Here is an 18,755-nt window from a genome sequence, read left to right on the forward strand (position 1 = left end):
CTATTGTTTCTGTACAAAGGCAGTGCTGTCATATTCTTCAGTTCGCGCTTGCTTCATTTCCTCCATTTTCACCAGAACGACATCAGCGCCGATCTTAACAATATTTCGCCAAGGAATGATCAACTCGCTTCCGCCACCGAACAACCCCATGAACTTACTGTAATTGGGAACAACGATGGATTCAATTCTTCCCTGTTTCATATCGAGCTCTACATCGCTTACTTGACCTAATTTCTTGCCGTCGATAATGTTGATTACATCCTTCGTTTGAAAATCAGAAATTTTCATCGCAATCACCATTCCACCAGGAATTTGACCGTAGCCAGCGTACATACCTTAGTATATGACTGCATTGGGCAAAATGCCCTGACAGACATAAAAAAAGCCGCCGCTTAACCGCGGACGGCTTATCTGTTCAAACTAGGTATTTACGTGCGAACATGCTTCTGCATCTGATTGATTGCGGATTTCTCTAGCCTAGATACTTGCGCTTGTGAAATGCCAATCTCGTCTGCAACTTCCATTTGGGTTTTGCCTTCGAAAAAACGCATCGATAAAATCATCTTCTCACGTTCGTTCAACTTCCGCATTGCCTCACGCAGCACGATCTCTTCGATCCATGACACGTCCTTATTCTTCTCATCGCTAATTTGATCCATCACATAAATCGGATCACCGCCATCATGATAAATTGGCTCGAACAAGGACACAGGATCTTGAATCGCATCAAGTGCGAACACGACATCTTCCTTCGGAACATTCAACGCCTCCGAGATTTCGTGAATCGTCGGTTCACGAGAATTCTGATTGGTTAAGGAGTCGCGCACTTGCAATGCTTTATACGCGATGTCCCGCAAGCTTCTGGACACCCGGATTGGGTTATTGTCCCGCAAGTATCTGCGAATTTCTCCGATAATCATCGGAACCGCATATGTAGAGAATTTAACATTCTGACCAAGGTCGAAGTTGTCAATGGCTTTCATTAATCCAATACAGCCAACTTGGAATAAGTCATCAACGAATTCGCCTCGGTTGTTAAATCGCTGGATCACACTCAATACGAGCCTCAAATTACCGTTTACCAGCTTCTCCCGAGCCGATAGCTCGTTTCGCTCCTGTAATGACACGAACAATTCCCTCATTTCGGCGTTCGTGAGGACGGGCAACTTCGATGTATCGACACCGCAAATTTCGACTTTGTTTCGGGTCATTCGTATTACCTCCCAGGGATGAAACATTAATGTACATTATCTCCCCGGGGTGCTTTTTTATTCCTGCGTTTCCTGCGCCTGATTAGTTCCGATTGAGCCGTATTCCGCACCCGTTCAAGCAGTGAAACGTTTACACCATCTTATTAAATTCTTTGCGCAAACGCTTAATAATCCGTTTCTCAAGCCGGGAAATATACGACTGGGATATGCCTAGCATATCGGCCACATCCTTCTGTGTCTTCTCTTCTCCATCTGTCAATCCGAAGCGCAGCTCCATGATCATTCGTTCCCGATCACTTAGCTTATCCAAGGCTTTGTGCAGCAGTTTGCGGTCAACCTGCTCTTCAATATTTTTATAAATTGTATCGTTCTCTGTGCCGAGCACATCCGATAACAGCAATTCGTTGCCATCCCAATCAATATTGAGCGGCTCGTCGAAGGATACTTCCGTTCTTGTCTTGCTGTTACGTCTCAAATACATCAAAATTTCATTTTCGATACAGCGCGATGCGTACGTAGCAAGCTTGATTTTCTTTTCTGGATCAAAGGTGTTAACAGCCTTAATCAGTCCAATTGCACCGATCGAGACCAAATCTTCAATATGGATGCCTGTATTTTCAAATTTGCGCGCAATATAAACAACGAGACGCAAATTACGCTCAATCAACATTGCTCGTACTGCTGACTCCCCGGTCGACAGCCGTGACAGCAAAAATTCCTCTTCTTCCCTGGTTAATGGTGGAGGCAGCGCCTCGCTTCCGCCAATATAGTAAATCTCATCCCGCTTCAGTCCTAGCCAGAATAACAGTCGATAATAGTGTAGCTGCATCCTCAGTTTCCATTGCAAACGCATCGCCAATCCTCCTACAACTTAGTGATGACAGGGTCGTTCGTATAGGTACATCAGTATAATCGATAGAATAATAGCAATGTTCATCCTAGCAGGCCGCTTACGAAGCGCGGTGAGTAGAATCCGGCATAGCATGATAGGCAGACTCATTCTCTGAAGTTTGCAGCAAATCTGGATGCACGATGGCTTGGAAGGCACCATCATGTGACAATGTCCCGCCATCCAACCCGATAATTACTTTCGTACATAGATAAGTCTCGTTCTCTGTGCGTATCCGAACCGAATCCGGACGCAGTCCCATCATCCACTGCATGTCACGATTCACCCCACGATAAGGGATGAGCCGTAGCCGGGATTCGTCCAGCATTCCTCCGTCTTCACTTGTACCCTTCCAAGACTGAAGCATATCAAATGGCTGCTCTGACCGAAGCCTCTTCAACCATTCAGAAGGCAGAACGCCCTCCCACAGCCTCGACTCCGTTACCACTACAGGCGCTCCTCCTAGTGGGTCTCGCAGATGATTTCCCGTATCTACGAGTCCTGTACAATGTCGAACTGTATCGCCTATATAGATATCCAATTGCACCAGCTGCTTCACTACCTGCTGCTGTCTTGCACTATGTCGCCATACGAGACGGAATAATGCGTAAGAGGCAGGAAGAGCTACTACGAGAAAGCCGATTCCAGCTTGAAAGGTAGTGCGATGAGCATCCATCCATTGTGTTGCACGATCGGATATTGTCCAAGCCCGCGCATCCTGCAGCAAATATTGCAGCCCAAATGCCCCGCCAGCAATGACAAAGGCTGAAAAATAAAAGACAGCAACATTTTTAAGAAAATATCCGGCATTCTGAAATCCAAACGCCAAGATGATCATAAGTATAGATAAGAGTAATTTGCCAACATACGTATAGAGGATCGGATAAGAAGGAATAAAGAGCACTGCTGCATACGCAGTACCCAAGCCTGCTGCGGCAACGATCCGCCAGCGCGAAAACTGGATTCCGCGGATCTTCGCAGTCATTCGCAGCAGCGTCCAATCCAATACTAAGTTTAGGCCGAATAGAAGATCGGCATAGATGACGGTCAATGCGCTTCCCTCCTTTTTCTGCCGCCAACTATTGGGAAGTTATTAATTAGTATAAAGAGTGATGTATTCGAAGTCTGTCTAATGATGGGTGTGGAATGGCACTTTTTTTGTCGATCATTCCAATCTTCATCGGGAAGGACCATTAGATAATAGCGCTAGCCGCCGTCGGAGGTAGTTGTGGAAAATGCAAAAAGCGTCTGCCCTTAACGGGCAGACGCTTATAGTAAAGTAGTACGTATTATTCGTTATTTGTGCTGCGTGGACGGTTACGCAAAAACGTTGGAATATCCAGCTGATCAGACGCTGGTTGATTGCCGAACGGGCGCAATGTAGACGAGGAACGAGATTCCTGAGATTCGCCAGAGCTTGAACTAGTCGAGCCAGCAGCTGGACGACGTCCTGGAATTGGCGCAGCCGCCTTGCTCTCGAATCCTGTCGCAATAACCGTAACTTTAATATCGTCCTTCATATTCTCATCGATGATCGCACCGAAGATCATATTTACTTCCACATCGGAAGCTTCCGTAACGATTTCTGCTGCTTCATTGACTTCATACAAGGACAGATTTGCGCCACCTGTAATGTTCATGATAACACCACGAGCACCATCAATGGAAGTCTCGAGCAATGGACTCATGATCGCCTTGCGTGCAGCTTCAGCAGCACGGTTCTCACCGTTCGCAACACCAATCCCCATCAAGGCAGAACCACGCTCAGTCATAATCGTCTTCACGTCCGCGAAGTCCAAGTTGATAAGACCTGGTACCTGGATCAAGTCAGAAATACCTTGCACAGCTTGACGGAGTACGTTATCAACCTCGCGGAAAGCTTCCAGCATTGGTGTCTTCTTGTCTACGATTTCTAGCAAACGGTCATTCGGGATTACGATAAGCGTATCTACCTTTTCCTTCAAAGCTTCGATACCGATTTCTGCTTGCGAAAAACGCTTGCGGCCTTCGAATGTGAATGGACGCGTAACGACACCAACAGTCAATGCGCCGCATTCCTTCGCGATCTCAGCAATTACAGGAGCAGCACCAGTACCTGTTCCGCCTCCCATACCGGCAGTAACGAATACCATGTCTGCACCTTTCAGCGTATTGCTGATCAACTCGCGGGATTCTTCTGCAGCCTTCTTCCCTACTTCTGGGTTCGCACCTGCACCAAGACCGCGCGTCAATTTGTCGCCGATCTGCAGCTTGTGCTCGGACTTCGCAAAGTGAAGCGCCTGCGCATCCGTATTTACTGTAATAAATTCAACGCCCTGAACGCCATTATCAATCATTCGGTTAACCGCGTTGCTACCGCCGCCACCGACACCAATAACTTTAATTTGGGCCAACTGTTCCATCTCAAATTCAAATTCCAACATGAGTCCTCCATCTCCTCTTCATTGTGCACCGATGGCCTGAAGTCAACTTTTATTAAATGAATTCACTAAACATATTTTTTAACCGATCAATGAAGCTAGGTTTGTTTGATGATTCCATTGGAGTTGGCTTCCGAGTTGCCGCTTTCTTGGCGCCACCTGCACTGCGTGGACGAACGGAGCGCAACACATGATGCAATACCCCAACACCGCTTACGAATCCTGGATCGCGTACACCAATAAAGTCAGGTACCGCGATTCGTACCGAAGTCTGCATGGCAGCTTGGGCGGACTTCAGGACTCCAGGCATAGAGACTGTGCCTCCAGACAGAATATACCCACCTGGCAGCTCCGTGAAGCCAAGTCGCTTCACTTCATTTTTGACAAGCTGGAATATTTCTTCCATACGTGGTTCGATGATGTTGGCAAGAAATACTTGATTGAATTCCTTCTCCACATTGCTGCCGATACGCGTTACTTTGAACACATGATCCTCTAGCGCGTCCTCAATCCATGCACAGCCGAACTTCAGCTTTACTTTCTCTGCATGGTCAGACATGGTTCGAAGACCATATGCGATATCGTTCGTAACGAAGTCCCCGCCAATAGGCAATGTAGATGTAGCAGCAAGCGTTCCATCTTGGAACACAGCAATAGTTGTAGCACCTGCACCGACATCTACAAGGACGGAGCCCATCATCTTCTCATCTTTAGACAATGCCAACTGCCCTCCGGCAAGAGACATTAATATTAGATCCTTGACATGCAAGCCAGCCTTCTCCACACAACGCAACAAGTTATGTACAGCTGTCTTCGCCCCAGTTATAATCGTAGCATCGACTTCCAAGCGAACACCTATCATGCCTCGAGGATCATGAATATCCTCCAGTCCATCAACAACATATTGCTTTGCAACCACGTCGATGATTTCACGTTCTGGTGGCAAAGCAATAACTTCTGCTGCTTTGAGCACACGCTCAATATCCTCTTCGCCAATCTCACGGTCTTCATTCGATACCGCGACAACTCCATGGCTGGATTGCAAGCCGATATGATTGCCTGATATGCCTACGTACACTTCCGTAATTTCAATGCCGACCATTCGCTCCGCATGCTCTACCGCATTACGAATTGACTGGACAGTCTGATCAATATCTACAATCGCACCTTTGCGAATACCTTCTGAGTCAGCAGATCCAACGCCGATAATTTGTAGCGTTCCGTTGTTAATTTCCCCGATGATAGCGCGCACTTTGGATGTACCGATGTCCAAACTCACAATGATGTCATTGCTGCTCAACCCGTGGCACCTCCTAGTTCCCAATCAATTGGTATGTTTGTATCCCCGGACACTTTGTATGTATTCAACAAAGTTTAGTCATTCCCTCTTTTTTCTACAAATTTTTTGAAGACAAATTCCTTCCATATAAGCAGTAACCGTCTTCTTTCTTAAAAACGTGAAGAAAAAAGAAGGAGAGAACGGAAATACCCATAAGTTTTATTCTAGCATTTTTTCCGTTTATTGAGTAGAGTTTTTTTATCTCTCCATATTTTGCTCATTCATGGATGAACCATTGTCTTATTCCGTTTCCTTGTTTGTTTCTTGGCCTTTCTCAGGTTCCTTTATATCATTCTCTGCGTCAGCTCCTTTTTCCTGCTCAGATCCACGTACTTTCTCATTTGTATTCTCCGAGCCGGTGCCTTCCTTATTCTGCTCTGAGCTTTCAGCTTCTCCCTTGTCCTCTTTGGCTCCCTCGAGAGCCTCGATGTCATTTGGCAGGCTGGAATACGGAATGTACGAGTCTGCCTTCAGCATCGTTATCCGTCCAGGAGACTGAGATTCCACGACACCGCTTAAGTAAGCTATCTTATCAGGAAGTAGAGGCACAGTCGTAACCACTTCGAACCCAGAACGTGTATACATCTTAATCCGATCAGGATAAGAAGAGGACGGGTAGTAGCGGATCTCCGAAATATCAGCCAGCAGCCCTCTTGGCGTAGCCGCAAGTGCCTTGCTTAGCTCGGTCTTCAAGTCGGCTTGACCTTCCCACTGTGTAAGAACCGGCTTCTCCAGTACAAGCTTCTGCTTGTCCTTCAGCGAGATCACCGCACCATTCTCCAAGCACGCTTGGATGCTCCCATCTTCCGTCAACTCATAAGCAACTGGAGCATATTCTTGAATATAAATTTCAATGACACTTGGGAACTGCTTGTCCACTTGAACCGATTTGACAAATGGGAACTCCGCCTTGATTCGTTCCGCAACAGAACTTTCACTCGTTCCGAAATACGGTTCACCCGGCTTCACACCACTGCTGCTGCTTAATTGTTCATAACTGACGAGATGATTCCCAATCCAGCGAACTTCTTTTATTTTACTGATTGATGACCTGAAGAACAGGACAACAAGCAGCACAACTAGAAGGAAGAGGAGCAGCCATTTCACTCTGACACCTATCCGTTTCTTCCTCACCGGCTTATCAGGCAGCGGGGGTATCGTTCTCAATGACACTGGATTCATCCCCTTCTATCAATACACATTTCAAAGTAACTAGAAACATCAATACGAGAACTACTACAGTCCCCTTCCGTATCAAAGAAGGGGACCGAGTATAAATTATTGCATTATCCGTTGGCAATATCAAGCTTAGGCACAGACGTGATTCGTTCAATCTTCGCGCCGAGCCTAGTAAACATATGCTCGATACTATCGTATCCGCGATCAATGTGATGAACATTCTCTACGACGGTACGACCGCTTGCGGCAAGCCCAGCAATAACGAGCGCCGCTCCTGCGCGCAGGTCGGTTGCCTCGACTGTCGAACCATACAATTCTGGCACACCTTTGATAAATGCATTACTCAGATCAACCCGAATATCTGCTCCCATTCTGGCGAGTTCCTCGACATGCCGGAAACGGCCTTCAAATACCGTCTCCTTCATCACACTTACCCCATCAGCAAGTGACAGTAACACCATCAGCTGAGATTGCAAATCAGTCGGGAACGCAGGATATGGCGACGTTACAATTCGCTCTACAGCCTTCGCTCTACCAAAGCTAGTTACGTTGATTATACCATCACTCGTTGCGATCTGAACACCGGCGCGACGCAGGATATGGATTAGCGAAGTCAAGTGGCTCGCATGCGCATTGGTCAGCGTTACTGCTCCTCGGGTTGCCGCAGCGGCTATCATGAGCGTACCCGCTACAATGCGATCAGGCATCACTTCATATTGGCTTCCTCTTAGCTTCGTAACGCCCTCAACGACAATTGTGTCTGAACCGGCTCCTGACACCTGTGCACCCATGCTGTTCAGAAAATGCTGCAAGTCAACAATTTCCGGTTCTCTTGCTGCATTCGTTATGACACTCGTTCCTTCTGCGAGAACGGCTGCCATCATCACATTCTCCGTGGCACCAACACTTGGAAAATCAAGATGAATATCTGTCCCAATGAGCCGTTCTGCACGGCATGTGATTCGATTGCCGCAATGCTCCAGCTCTGCGCCTAATGACTGCAGTCCACGCAGATGCAGATCAATCTTCCTCTCACCGATTGCACAGCCACCTGGCTGATAGATGTGAACCTCCTTAAACCTTGCAAGCAGCGGCCCCATCAAGAAAATAGAAGAACGCATCTGGCGCATCAAATCCTCCGGCACATGCGTGGAATGGGCGCTTGACGTATCAATGGAGACCGTCCCTCCATCTTGGATCGTCCTGCAGCCCAGACTTCGCATAATGTGCTGCATGACTTCGATATCTAGCAATTGCGGAACGTTCTCTAGCCTAACGATGCCATCGGTTAGAATCGAGGCTGCCATAATTGGTAAAGCGGCATTTTTAGCTCCTTGGATACGAATCGTACCAGATAGAGGCCTTCCACCCTCAATCACCAATTTGTCCAATGTGTCACCTCCGAGATTACCGCTCACCCACTACTCGATTTTCGGCACCAACGCTGCATGATTGTATCTCTTGAATCATCTGTTGAATGCACGCTATAAGGGCAAGCACGTCTGACGCTGTTGCTTGACCGGTGATAACAATGAAATTGGCATCCCCTATGCTGAAGAGCTTAGCGTCGCATTTCCGACAAACCTGTTAAGCAGCGCAGAGGGCCGTATGCGAAAAATGCACAGGAAAAATGCACAGGTTCCGTCATTTCACTCACCAATTTCCCTATCCCAGTTCAATCTCAGCAGTATCAATTATTCGTGACACATCCGACCCGTGCGCTCCTGCACTCATGGATACGGCGCTTCAGACCGTTCATGAATGCGCTCAGCATATTCAAGCCTCGACAGCTCTACACTGTGTGTGGATAGCTCCATCTTCATGAAGGGAGGGTCGCTCCAGCATACCAATTTGCCTTCCTCGCTTCCGTGGCAAAGCCACGCCACACCATCTCACAAGGATTGTGAGCTGCCGTCAGCTATACTTAGGTTCATATTCACAAGCCGTGCAATCTTGAAGAGTGTACGACGAGGCAGCGGTCTGGGGGAATCTGTCACGATGTATAGAGTATATTATGTTCGGGCGAAACGTTGTGTGACAGGAGCCCATTCCCGATTCTTCTACTATATGACGTTCTGACAATTTCAGGACAATAGCTACATATCAAATCCCTTAAGCTCGTAAATTAGGCACAAAAAAATCGGGCAAGCTTACTTGCCCGATAATCGTTGTAATTCAGCTACTACTCTTGCAGCTGCATCTGGCTGTCCAAATGACTTAGCAGCGTCAGACATGTTTTTTCGCTTCGCTTCATCAGTCATCAACGACTTGATATGGCCGAACAAGGCTTCTGTCGACAGTTCTTTCTCAGTAATCATAATGGCTGCTCCCCCATCCTGCAAGGAGCGCGCATTCGCTTCCTGATGATTGTTCGTCACATTTGGCGACGGGATCAAGATGGAAGGAATTCCGAGAGCAGTCATCTCTGCAAGTGAAGAAGCTCCCGCTCGACTGACAGCGAGCGTTGTTGCCGCAAGCACTTCAGGCATGTTGCTGATGTAAGGCAGGACATGCAGATGATTGCGAACTGCATCACTCGTCTGCAGCACAGCCTTCCGTGTATTTTCATAATAGTTCTGCCCCGTCACATACACGAAGTGTACATCCGGCAATTGCTTCAGTAATGGCGCCATGCCGATCATCGCTTCGTTCACTGCCTTTGCACCTCGGCTACCGCCTACGATGAGGACAATTCGGCTGTCGCTCGGCAATCCGAGAGTCGCGAAGCCGCGTGCTTTCTCCGCTTCCATCACTGCCGTTGCTCGCGGATTCCCACAATAAACTACGTTTTTTGCTTTCTTGAAATACGGAACCGATTGCTCGAAGCTAACCGCAACTGTACTCGTATATCGGCTTAGAAACGTATTCGTCAGACCCGGAATCACATTCTGTTCATGAATGACGGTCGGAATTCCAAGCTTCGCTGCAGCGTATACAACGGGACCGCACACATATCCACCCGTTCCAACGACTACATCAGGCTTGAATTCTCGCAGCATTTCTTTGGCCTTGCCTACACCGCGAATGAAACGCATGATCGTCTTGAAGTTTTCCATTGAAAGCTTGCGGCGAAATCCTGTAATTTCAATCGCCCGAAAATCCAAGCCCTCTTCAGGAACGAGACGGCTCTCCAATCCCTTCTCTGTTCCAATATATAAAAAAGCGCTGCCGGGATACTGCTTCTCGCATTCCCTTGCAATGGCGACTGCCGGGTAGATATGTCCACCTGTCCCGCCACCGCTGAGCACGACGCGCATGACTTTCACCTCGCATAACGTGATATATTCAGTAAAATTCCTAGTGCAGTCAGCATTAAGGTCAGCGACGAGCCACCATAACTAATTAATGGCAGCGTTATTCCCGTAACTGGCATGAGTCCAATTACGACACCAATATTGATGATCACTTGAACTGCCACAATTCCAACAATGCCTGCCGCCAGCAGGCTGCCGAATTTATCAGGCGCCGTCAGAGCAGTTCGCATACCTCGCCACACTAAGATAAGAAATAAAATCAAAACCGTAACTGCACCTAAAAATCCTAGTTCCTCTGCTAAAATCGAGAAGATAAAATCAGTTTGCGGCTCAGGCACATAGCTGTATTTCTGGCGGCTGGCACCGAGGCCAAGTCCCATAAGACCGCCTGGCCCTATAGCAAATAACGACTGAATCGATTGGTATCCAGCCCCCAGCGGATCCTGCCAAGGATCAAGAAATGCGGTAATCCGCAGAAGCCGATAGGGCGCAGCGAGCACGAGTCCAACGAACCCAGCTACCCCAACTGCAGCAAGCGACAGCAAATGCTTCATCTGAGCTCCCGCCACAAAAATAACAAGCAACACCGCACCAACCATGACCGTTCCTGTACCGAGATCCGGCTGCAGCATGATAAGTCCGAACGCCGTTCCCATAATCGCAAGCGGCGGCAGCAGCCCCTTTGTAAAGCTCGTAATGCTCGTTTGCTCCTCGGAGAGCATTTTGGCCATGAACAGAATCATCCCGAGCTTCATAAACTCGGACGGCTGTATGCCAAACGAACCGATGCCTAGCCAGCTTCGCGCCCCACCCCGAACATTGCCGATTCCCGGAATGAGAACAACAATCAGGAGCACGAAGCAAATAAGAAGTCCAATCTTCGCATATCGCTTCCATACGCGATAGTCCGTATTCATCGTAACGAACATCGCAGCAATCCCCAGCAGAGCAAACAGCAATTGACGCTTAACGAAGTAGAACGAATCTCCATATTCCCGGAAGGCGAGAACAGCACCGGCGCTGTATACCATAATCATACCGATCGATAGCAGGGACAGTACCGAGACGATTAGCCACAAATCGGGCGCAGTGCGTGCTTTGACCATGCGGTACACCTCTATTAGGACAATGTAGGGGCTTGAACACCCCCCTACTACAGACTATGCACCGCCGCTTTAAACATGCGTCCCCGATCTTCATAAGACGGGAACATGTCCCAGCTTGCACATGCTGGTGACAAGAGAATGATATCGCCTGGCTTCGCATAAGCGTGCGCCATATCGACAGCTTCCTTCACTGCGTCGGCTGCATGATCTACATTGTCGACGACAGATATATCCGTTAAACCTGCCTTCTCGGCAACTTGTTTCAAAATGTGACGCGTTTGGCCCATCGTAACAACAGCCTTCACTCGCTCTCCCATAATGGGGATCAGCTCATGGAAGTCCAGCCCTCGGTCAAGTCCACCCGCAATAAGAATAATATTGCGTTCGAATGCGCCCAATGCCATCAGGGTAGCCTTCGTATTCGTAGCCTTGGAGTTATTGTAGTACTTCACACCGTCCTGCTCGCATACGAATTCAAGACGATGCTCTACCCCTTGGAACGAACGCAGAGGCTCTGCAAGTGCTGATGGCTCTACACCCGCAGCAATCGAAATGGCACACGCTGCCAAGGCGTTGTCCACGTTATATCTTCCTGGGATGCCGAGTTCCACGACAGAAAAAATCCGATGCAATTGGCCTGTGCCATCTGCATAGACGATCATTCGCTCCTCTTCCTTCGCCTCAAACTCATAGGATGGCTCTACGAATACGCCGCGCTCCACGCGCTTCATCGAAGATACCCACCACTTCGTCGCTTGAATATCGGATGCAAGACTACAGCAAGTCTCATCATCTGCGTTCAGCACCGCAATATCTTCACTTCCCATATTGGCGAATAATCGTGCCTTCGAATTGACGTAATCCTCCATCGAGCCATGGTAGTCAAGATGTGTCTCAGCAATGTTAAGTAAGCATGCAATGCGAGGGCGAAAAGCGCTTGTCCCCTTCAACTGGAAGCTGCTGAGTTCCACAACCAGTGTATTGTCCTCGTCCGCATCCTCAGCCGCCTGACAAAGCGGAGTGCCTATGTTGCCTGCAACAATCGGCTTCATTCCTGCAGCTTCCAACGTCTTGCCTACCCATGTTGTCGTTGTCGTCTTCCCATTGCTTCCCGTAATCCCGATAATCGGAGCTGGACTCAGCTGATACGCAACCTCTACCTCCGTTACGACCTCGATGCCGAGTTCCACAGCGCGGGCTACTGGAGGAGCCGTATAGGGGATTCCCGGATTTTTGACTACAAGCGATACCTGCTCATCGATCAAGTTATCTGGATGATGCCCGCATACAACACAAATGCCCAAAGCTTCTAATACCGAAGCTTCGGGGCACTTGTCGCGATCCTTCTTATCATTGACGGTGACAACCGCACCGAACTTGTGGAACAATTGCGCTGCGCTGACGCCGCTCTTGGCTAAGCCAAGTACGACGACACGCTTCCCTTGATACGTTTCTGGGTGATTCATTCGTTACATCCCCTTGTTGATCCATAATCCAAGTCCGGCTAATACGATTCCCGCAAGCCAGAACGTAATAACTACTCGCCATTCCGACCATCCACTCAGTTCAAAGTGATGATGGATCGGGCTCATCTTGAACACGCGCTTGCCGCGTGTCTTGAAGGATACGACCTGAATAATTACCGACAGCATTTCAATGACGAAGATACCGCCAATAATAATGATGAGCAGTTCTGTCTTCGTTAGAATCGCTACCGCTGCAATGGCTCCACCAATCCCGAGCGAGCCTGTGTCGCCCATGAATACCTTAGCTGGATGCGCATTGAACACGAGGAACCCGAGTACTGCGCCAACCATAGCTGCTGCGCTGACCGCAGCCGATATTTCCGATGCCTGCATCGCGATGATTGCAAATGCCGAGAAGGCAATCGCACTTGTACCGGCAAGCAAGCCATCCAAGCCATCTGTGAAGTTGACCGCGTTGCTCACGGCAAGCATCATCAGGACGATGAACGGATAGTAGAACCATCCGAAATCAAGCCCTAGAGACGTCCCTGGTATCGAAATAACTGTACTATGACCGGACTGCCACAACAGGAAGCAAATGAGTCCTGAACAAATGAGCTGTCCAATCAGCTTCTGCTTTGCAGTTAAACCGAGCGAACGTTTAAAAATAATTTTAATATAGTCATCTAAAAATCCAATTAAGCCAAATCCAAGTGTTGCGATAAGCAGCACATAGAAATCGGTATCCATCACCGAAAATTTAAGGAAAGAGAGAGCAAACGCAAGTAAGATAATTGCGCCACCCATCGTTGGCGTTCCTGCTTTTTTCAAATGAGCCTTCGGACCATCGTCACGAACCTGCTGACCAAACTTCAACCTACGAAGAAGCGGTATCGTTAACGGGCCCAATATGACGGCTAGGAGAAAAGATACACCGATTGTCATTAACATCAACTTGAAGTCCAATCCTTACACCTCCCGTTACACAACCCATTAATGATGGACACTAGTCCATTCATTAACAACTTCTTCTAGTTTCATTCCTCTGGATGCCTTCACAAGCACGGTATCGCCCGCCTGAACATGCTGCAGCAGGCAAGCCTTCAATGCTGCCTTATCATCAAATGAATAAACGGCGTTCTCTGCAAAATGTTGCAGGGCACCCGATCCAATTTCACGGCCCAGTTCGCCATACGTGAGCAATAGATCCAAGCTGCCCGGGCGTATGGATGCTCCTACTTCATAGTGGAGCCTCGCCTCATTAGGGCCTAGCTCTAGCATATCGCCGAGAATCGCAATCCGTTTGCCGCCCTGCAGTTCAGCAAGCACGTCAAGCGCAGCCTTCGTCGCAGTCGGACTTGCATTATAGGCATCATTTAACAACACCCATCCGCCAGACGTAATCGTCCGTTCAAATCGCATCCCGCTTATTTGTGCATTGCCAAGACCATGCGCAATCTGCTCGTCAGTCAGACCGAACAAGCGGCCTATTGCAACAGCAGCCAACGCGTTAATGACATTGTGCTTGCCTAAGAGCGGAAGCTCGACAGTCAACGCATTCTGACTGCCTGATGCCGCAACTGTGAATGTTGTCCCCGCCTCATGAAGATCGATATGCTCTGGTCGAACATCACATTGCATACCTGCACCGAAGCGAATAACTGACATATGCTCAGGCCGCTTCGTCGCTTCTTCTGAAAGTGCCATGTCAACGAGTGGTTCGTCTCCATGACAGATGAGCACTCCATTTTCTCGTAGTCCGCTAGTAATTTCTAGCTTAGCACGCGCAATCTCTTCCCGGGAACCAAGCTGCAGCAGATGCGCTTCCCCGATGTTTGTAATGACTGCTGCGTCAGGCTGAGCGATGGAAGACAGAAGTTCAATTTCACCTCTTCCGCTCATCCCCATTTCGAGAACTGCAATTTCCGTATCTTTCGGCATGGACAATATCGTTAACGGAAGGCCAATATGATTATTGAAATTGCCATCCGTCTTGTGAACACGATAACGTTCCGCAAGAACAGAAGCAATCATATCCTTCGTGGTCGTCTTGCCATTGCTGCCTGTAATGGCTACAACCTTAACCTGCTGCTGGGCTAAATAAGCTTGTGCCAGCCGCTGAAGCGCCTCTAATGTGTTGTCCACCATAATGAGCGGATAGCCTTGCGGCATATCGTCATGATTGGACTGCCACATCGCAGCCGCTGCCCCATCCTTCAAGGCTTGATCCGCATACAGATGTCCGTCGAATCGTTCCCCTTGAAGCGGCACGAACAATACACCAGAATCGATCTTGCGCGAGTTCGTGCTAACCCCTTTTACCGTGCGGTTCCCATAGGAGGGATCAGAGAGTGTCCCTCCACACAAGTCCGCTACTTCTCGTAACGTCGTTTCAATCACTGAACTTTGCCCCTTATCGCTTCTTTGGCCACCAAGCGGTCATCGAAGTCAAATGTTTCCTTGCCGATGATTTGGTAAGTTTCATGGCCTTTCCCCGCAATCAATACTACATCGTGCAGGCTTGCCATTTCAATAGCTTTCGTGATGGCAGCACGGCGATCAACGATGCATTCATAACGGCTTGGATCCAAGTTCACTTCATGAAGGCCCGCTACAATATCCTTAATAATCAAATCAGGGTCTTCCGTACGAGGGTTATCGGAAGTTACGATGGAATAATCCGCGTATTTCGCCGAGATTTTGGCCATCAGCGGACGCTTCGTACGATCTCGGTCTCCACCACAGCCAAATACACTGATGACACGTCCTTCAGCGAACTCCTTCACCGTCTGCAGCACATTCTCCAGTCCATCCGGTGTATGCGCGTAGTCCACGATCACGGCAAAGGATTGTCCTGCCTCAACAGCTTCTACACGCCCGTCAACTCCAGCAACACTTTCAAGGCTCACACGAATCGCATCCAGTTCGATGCCTTCAATGAGTCCTACAGCAATCGCTGCTAATGCATTGTATACATTGAACTTACCAACCATACGCAGCTGAATGTCTGCCGAGCCTCTGAATGTATGAACTGTGAAGCTCGTTCCTTTTGCCGTAATCCGAATATTCTCGGCACGAACATCCGCCTGCTCTGTCATGCCATACATGATCGTCTCAGCGGTTGTCATGCTTGCGAAGTATTCAGAAGCCGGGTCATCTGCGTTGAGCACCGCATAGGAGCGATCTTCCTCAGCGTCAGAGAATGTATTGCCTAGCCGTGAGAACAACAGGCCTTTGGCTTCACGATATGCTTCCATCGTCTCGTGATAGTCCAGATGATCTTGTGTTAAGTTCGTGAAGACAGCCGTACGGAAACGGCAGCCTTGTACACGTCCCTGTACGAGTGCGTGGGAAGATACCTCCATAGCCACGGCATCTACACCCTCGTTCACCATGTCATGAAGCGACTTTTGCAGTTCGAAGGCATTCGGAGTTGTACGCGACATTGGGAACACCTTGCCTGCATAACGCATTTGAATCGTTCCGATGACACCTGCATTTCGCTTCGCATCATTCAAGATTTTTTCAATCAAATACGTGGTTGTTGTCTTACCATTCGTTCCCGTAATGCCAATTAGATTCATACTGCGGCTAGGTGAACCATAGAACGCATCTGACAGTACTGCAAGTGCATGTCTAGCACTCTTCACAATCAATTGAGGAACCGGCAGCTCCAATTCACGTTCTACCACAAGTGCAGCTGCACCAGCTTGAACCGCCTGCTCTGCATAACGATGGCCGTCTTCGGCCGTACCAGAAATACAGAAGAACAGATCCCCCTGCGCCACATGGCGTGAATCCATCGCGAGTCCTGTTACGACTGTATGTTCGTCTCCCTTGCACTTCGCTGTCAGCATTCGTGAGCAAGCTTCAGCCAATTGCATCTGTTGCATGAATTATTCCTCCGTCTCTTTCTCTTCTCCCATATAGATTCGAATCGTAGATCCTCGATCTACACGGGTTCCGGGCTTAGGCGCCTGATGAATAATGGTGTTGCCCGTACCGGATTTGGCTAATTGAAAATTCATATTCATATCTTCGTAGATATCAGTCAAGGTCTTCCCTACTAAGTTAGGAACGACAACAACCGGCGTCTCATCGAAACGATACTTGCGAGAAACTTGTTCCTTCCGCGGCTCAACGCCCATATAATGGAGCGTATCTTCCATAATCCGCTTCACAATCGGCGCAGCTACAAGACCACCGAATTGTATGCCTTGCGGATTATCAACTGCTGTATAGATAACAACCTTCGGGTCATCAGCAGGTGCGAAACCAACGAACGATACAATATGCTCGTTCGGTGAATATCTGCCATTGATAACCTTCTGTGCGGTACCTGTTTTGCCACCAACGCGATAACCATCGATAAAAGCATTTCTCCCCGTGCCTTGAGCAACCACATGTTCAAGAGCATCACGCACCTTGCTTGAGGTCTCTGGACTGATGACTTGTCTGACCAATTCCGGCTTAATATCTTCAACAACCATCCCTGTCTCCGGCTGAATGAATGACTTCGCCACATGCGGCTTGAACAGCTTGCCTCCATTGATGGCCGCAGACACTGCCGTAATTTGCTGAATAGGCGTGACAGATACCCCTTGTCCGAACGCAGTAGTGGCAAGCTCAACAGGGCCTACCCGGCTAAGCTTGAACAAAATTCCGCTTGCTTCTCCACTCAGGTCAATGCCTGTCTTCTGTCCGAAACCAAAGTTGCGTATGTAATCGAACAATGTCTCTTTACCCAGTCGATTACCAAGTGCAACAAAGCCTGGGTTGCACGAATTTTGGACGACTTCCAAGAAGGTCTGACTGCCATGACCCCCGCGTTTCCAGCAGCGCAGCTTCGCTCCACCGACTTCTACACGTCCAGGGTCAAAAAAATGTTCATTGTACAGATCAACCTTGCCCTCCTGTATCGCAGCAGCAAGCGTTATGATCTTGAACGTAGAACCCGGCTCATAAGTCATCCAAATGGGCAGGTTGCGATCATATACATCAGAGGGGAAGTCCTTGTAATGAGCCGGATCGTAGCTTGGCTTGCTTGCCATTGCCAAAATTTCACCCGTATTCGGATCCATGGCAATCGCCAGCGCCTGATTCGGCTTCAATTCCTCCATCGCACGATCAAGTTCCCGCTCCATAATTGTCTGTATCTGCTTGTCAATCGTCAATTGCAAATTTAATCCATCTCGGGGAACGATGTACTTTTCTGAGGAATTCGGCATCTGATTTCCACTTGCATCAGACAAATAGGCGATGTTCCCTCGCAAGCCGGTTAATGCAGAATCATACCTCTGCTCAATACCTGTCAACCCTTGATTGTCTATACCGGTGAAGCCGAGTATATGAGCCGCCAAATCGCCATAAGGATAATATCTTTTATTATCCTCTGCCACGACGATCCCCGGCAAGTTCAACTCCCGTACTTTTTCCGCTGTTTCAAGCGATATTTTACGACCGCCGCCCTTAATCTGCTTCACAGACTGCCCTTTCGCAATCATGCGCTCTACAACTTCCGTTTTCATCCCAAGGAGAGGTGCAATTTGTGCTGCAGTGGCTTTCTGGTCTTCAATTTGCACAGGAATAGCCCATATCGTTGGAGAACTGATATTGTAGGCGATTCTTTCGCCTTTGCGATCCAGTATCTCACCGCGCTTCTGGGAAATAGGAATCTCCCTCCGCCACGAATCTTCTGCCAGATTCGCCAGATCTTTGCCCTCCCACAACTGCACATACGCCAAGCGGACAATGAGCGCGATAAATCCAATCGATATGAGCACCATTCCAACGATTAACCTCTTACGGATCGTCACCCCTGTAACCTTCATATATACCCTCCCTCGTCCGACATCGGTTCATAAACAACCTATTCGGGACAACCAGCGGAT

The 18,755-nt window shown here is 48.6% G+C and carries 15 protein-coding genes; all 15 read right to left on the reverse strand.

The window, feature by feature from the left end:
- Positions 1-288, reverse strand: coding sequence for a YlmC/YmxH family sporulation protein (locus BP95_RS0101825; protein ID WP_036592529.1), 288 nt, complete (start codon positions 286-288; stop codon positions 1-3).
- Between the two features lie 140 nt (positions 289-428).
- Positions 429-1,211 carry an RNA polymerase sporulation sigma factor SigG gene (gene sigG / locus BP95_RS0101830; RefSeq protein WP_005548072.1) on the reverse strand — a complete coding sequence of 261 codons (783 nt, stop codon included), beginning with the start codon at positions 1,209-1,211 and terminating at the stop codon, positions 429-431.
- 130 nt (positions 1,212-1,341) lie between these two features.
- On the reverse strand, positions 1,342-2,064 hold the full coding sequence (gene sigE, locus BP95_RS0101835) for an RNA polymerase sporulation sigma factor SigE (protein WP_028531271.1): 723 nt from the start codon (positions 2,062-2,064) through the stop codon (positions 1,342-1,344).
- Between the two features lie 97 nt (positions 2,065-2,161).
- Positions 2,162-3,151: a sigma-E processing peptidase SpoIIGA gene (spoIIGA, locus tag BP95_RS0101840; RefSeq protein ID WP_021256748.1), complete on the reverse strand. Its 990-nt coding sequence runs from the start codon at positions 3,149-3,151 to the stop codon at positions 2,162-2,164.
- 238 nt (positions 3,152-3,389) lie between these two features.
- Positions 3,390-4,523, reverse strand: a complete 1,134-nt coding sequence (ftsZ, locus tag BP95_RS0101845; protein WP_021256749.1) for a cell division protein FtsZ — start codon at positions 4,521-4,523, stop codon at positions 3,390-3,392.
- Positions 4,524-4,575: 52 nt separating this feature from the next.
- The gene (ftsA, locus tag BP95_RS0101850) at positions 4,576-5,820 is read right to left on the reverse strand and encodes a cell division protein FtsA (protein ID WP_021256750.1); all 1,245 of its coding nucleotides are present in this window, start codon (positions 5,818-5,820) and stop codon (positions 4,576-4,578) included.
- A 279-nt stretch (positions 5,821-6,099) separates the two neighbouring features.
- The gene (locus tag BP95_RS0101855) at positions 6,100-7,032 is read right to left on the reverse strand and encodes a cell division protein FtsQ/DivIB (protein WP_051613961.1); all 933 of its coding nucleotides are present in this window, start codon (positions 7,030-7,032) and stop codon (positions 6,100-6,102) included.
- A gap of 113 nt (positions 7,033-7,145) precedes the next feature.
- Positions 7,146-8,429: a UDP-N-acetylglucosamine 1-carboxyvinyltransferase gene (gene murA / locus BP95_RS0101860; protein ID WP_028531273.1), complete on the reverse strand. Its 1,284-nt coding sequence runs from the start codon at positions 8,427-8,429 to the stop codon at positions 7,146-7,148.
- 759 nt (positions 8,430-9,188) lie between these two features.
- Positions 9,189-10,295 (reverse strand): undecaprenyldiphospho-muramoylpentapeptide beta-N-acetylglucosaminyltransferase, encoded by a 1,107-nt coding sequence (murG, locus tag BP95_RS0101865; protein ID WP_028531274.1) that lies wholly within the window; start codon positions 10,293-10,295, stop codon positions 9,189-9,191.
- 5 nt (positions 10,296-10,300) lie between these two features.
- Positions 10,301-11,398: a stage V sporulation protein E gene (gene spoVE / locus BP95_RS0101870; RefSeq protein WP_021256754.1), complete on the reverse strand. Its 1,098-nt coding sequence runs from the start codon at positions 11,396-11,398 to the stop codon at positions 10,301-10,303.
- A gap of 47 nt (positions 11,399-11,445) precedes the next feature.
- On the reverse strand, positions 11,446-12,864 hold the full coding sequence (gene murD / locus BP95_RS0101875) for a UDP-N-acetylmuramoyl-L-alanine--D-glutamate ligase (protein ID WP_028531275.1): 1,419 nt from the start codon (positions 12,862-12,864) through the stop codon (positions 11,446-11,448).
- 3 nt (positions 12,865-12,867) lie between these two features.
- A complete protein-coding gene (mraY, locus tag BP95_RS0101880) occupies positions 12,868-13,830 on the reverse strand; it encodes a phospho-N-acetylmuramoyl-pentapeptide-transferase (protein ID WP_028531276.1) in 963 nt (320 codons plus the stop codon).
- A gap of 27 nt (positions 13,831-13,857) precedes the next feature.
- A complete protein-coding gene (locus BP95_RS0101885) occupies positions 13,858-15,264 on the reverse strand; it encodes a UDP-N-acetylmuramoyl-tripeptide--D-alanyl-D-alanine ligase (protein ID WP_028531277.1) in 1,407 nt (468 codons plus the stop codon).
- On the reverse strand, positions 15,261-16,748 hold the full coding sequence (locus tag BP95_RS0101890) for a UDP-N-acetylmuramoyl-L-alanyl-D-glutamate--2,6-diaminopimelate ligase (protein ID WP_028531278.1): 1,488 nt from the start codon (positions 16,746-16,748) through the stop codon (positions 15,261-15,263). The genes BP95_RS0101885 and BP95_RS0101890 overlap by 4 nt, the downstream gene beginning before the upstream one ends.
- A gap of 12 nt (positions 16,749-16,760) precedes the next feature.
- Positions 16,761-18,695: a stage V sporulation protein D gene (locus BP95_RS0101895; RefSeq protein WP_021256759.1), complete on the reverse strand. Its 1,935-nt coding sequence runs from the start codon at positions 18,693-18,695 to the stop codon at positions 16,761-16,763.
- Positions 18,696-18,755 lie beyond the last annotated feature (60 nt).

The organism is Paenibacillus sp. UNC217MF (genome assembly GCF_000686865.1).
GTDB lineage: Bacteria > Bacillota > Bacilli > Paenibacillales > Paenibacillaceae > Paenibacillus_B > Paenibacillus_B suaedae.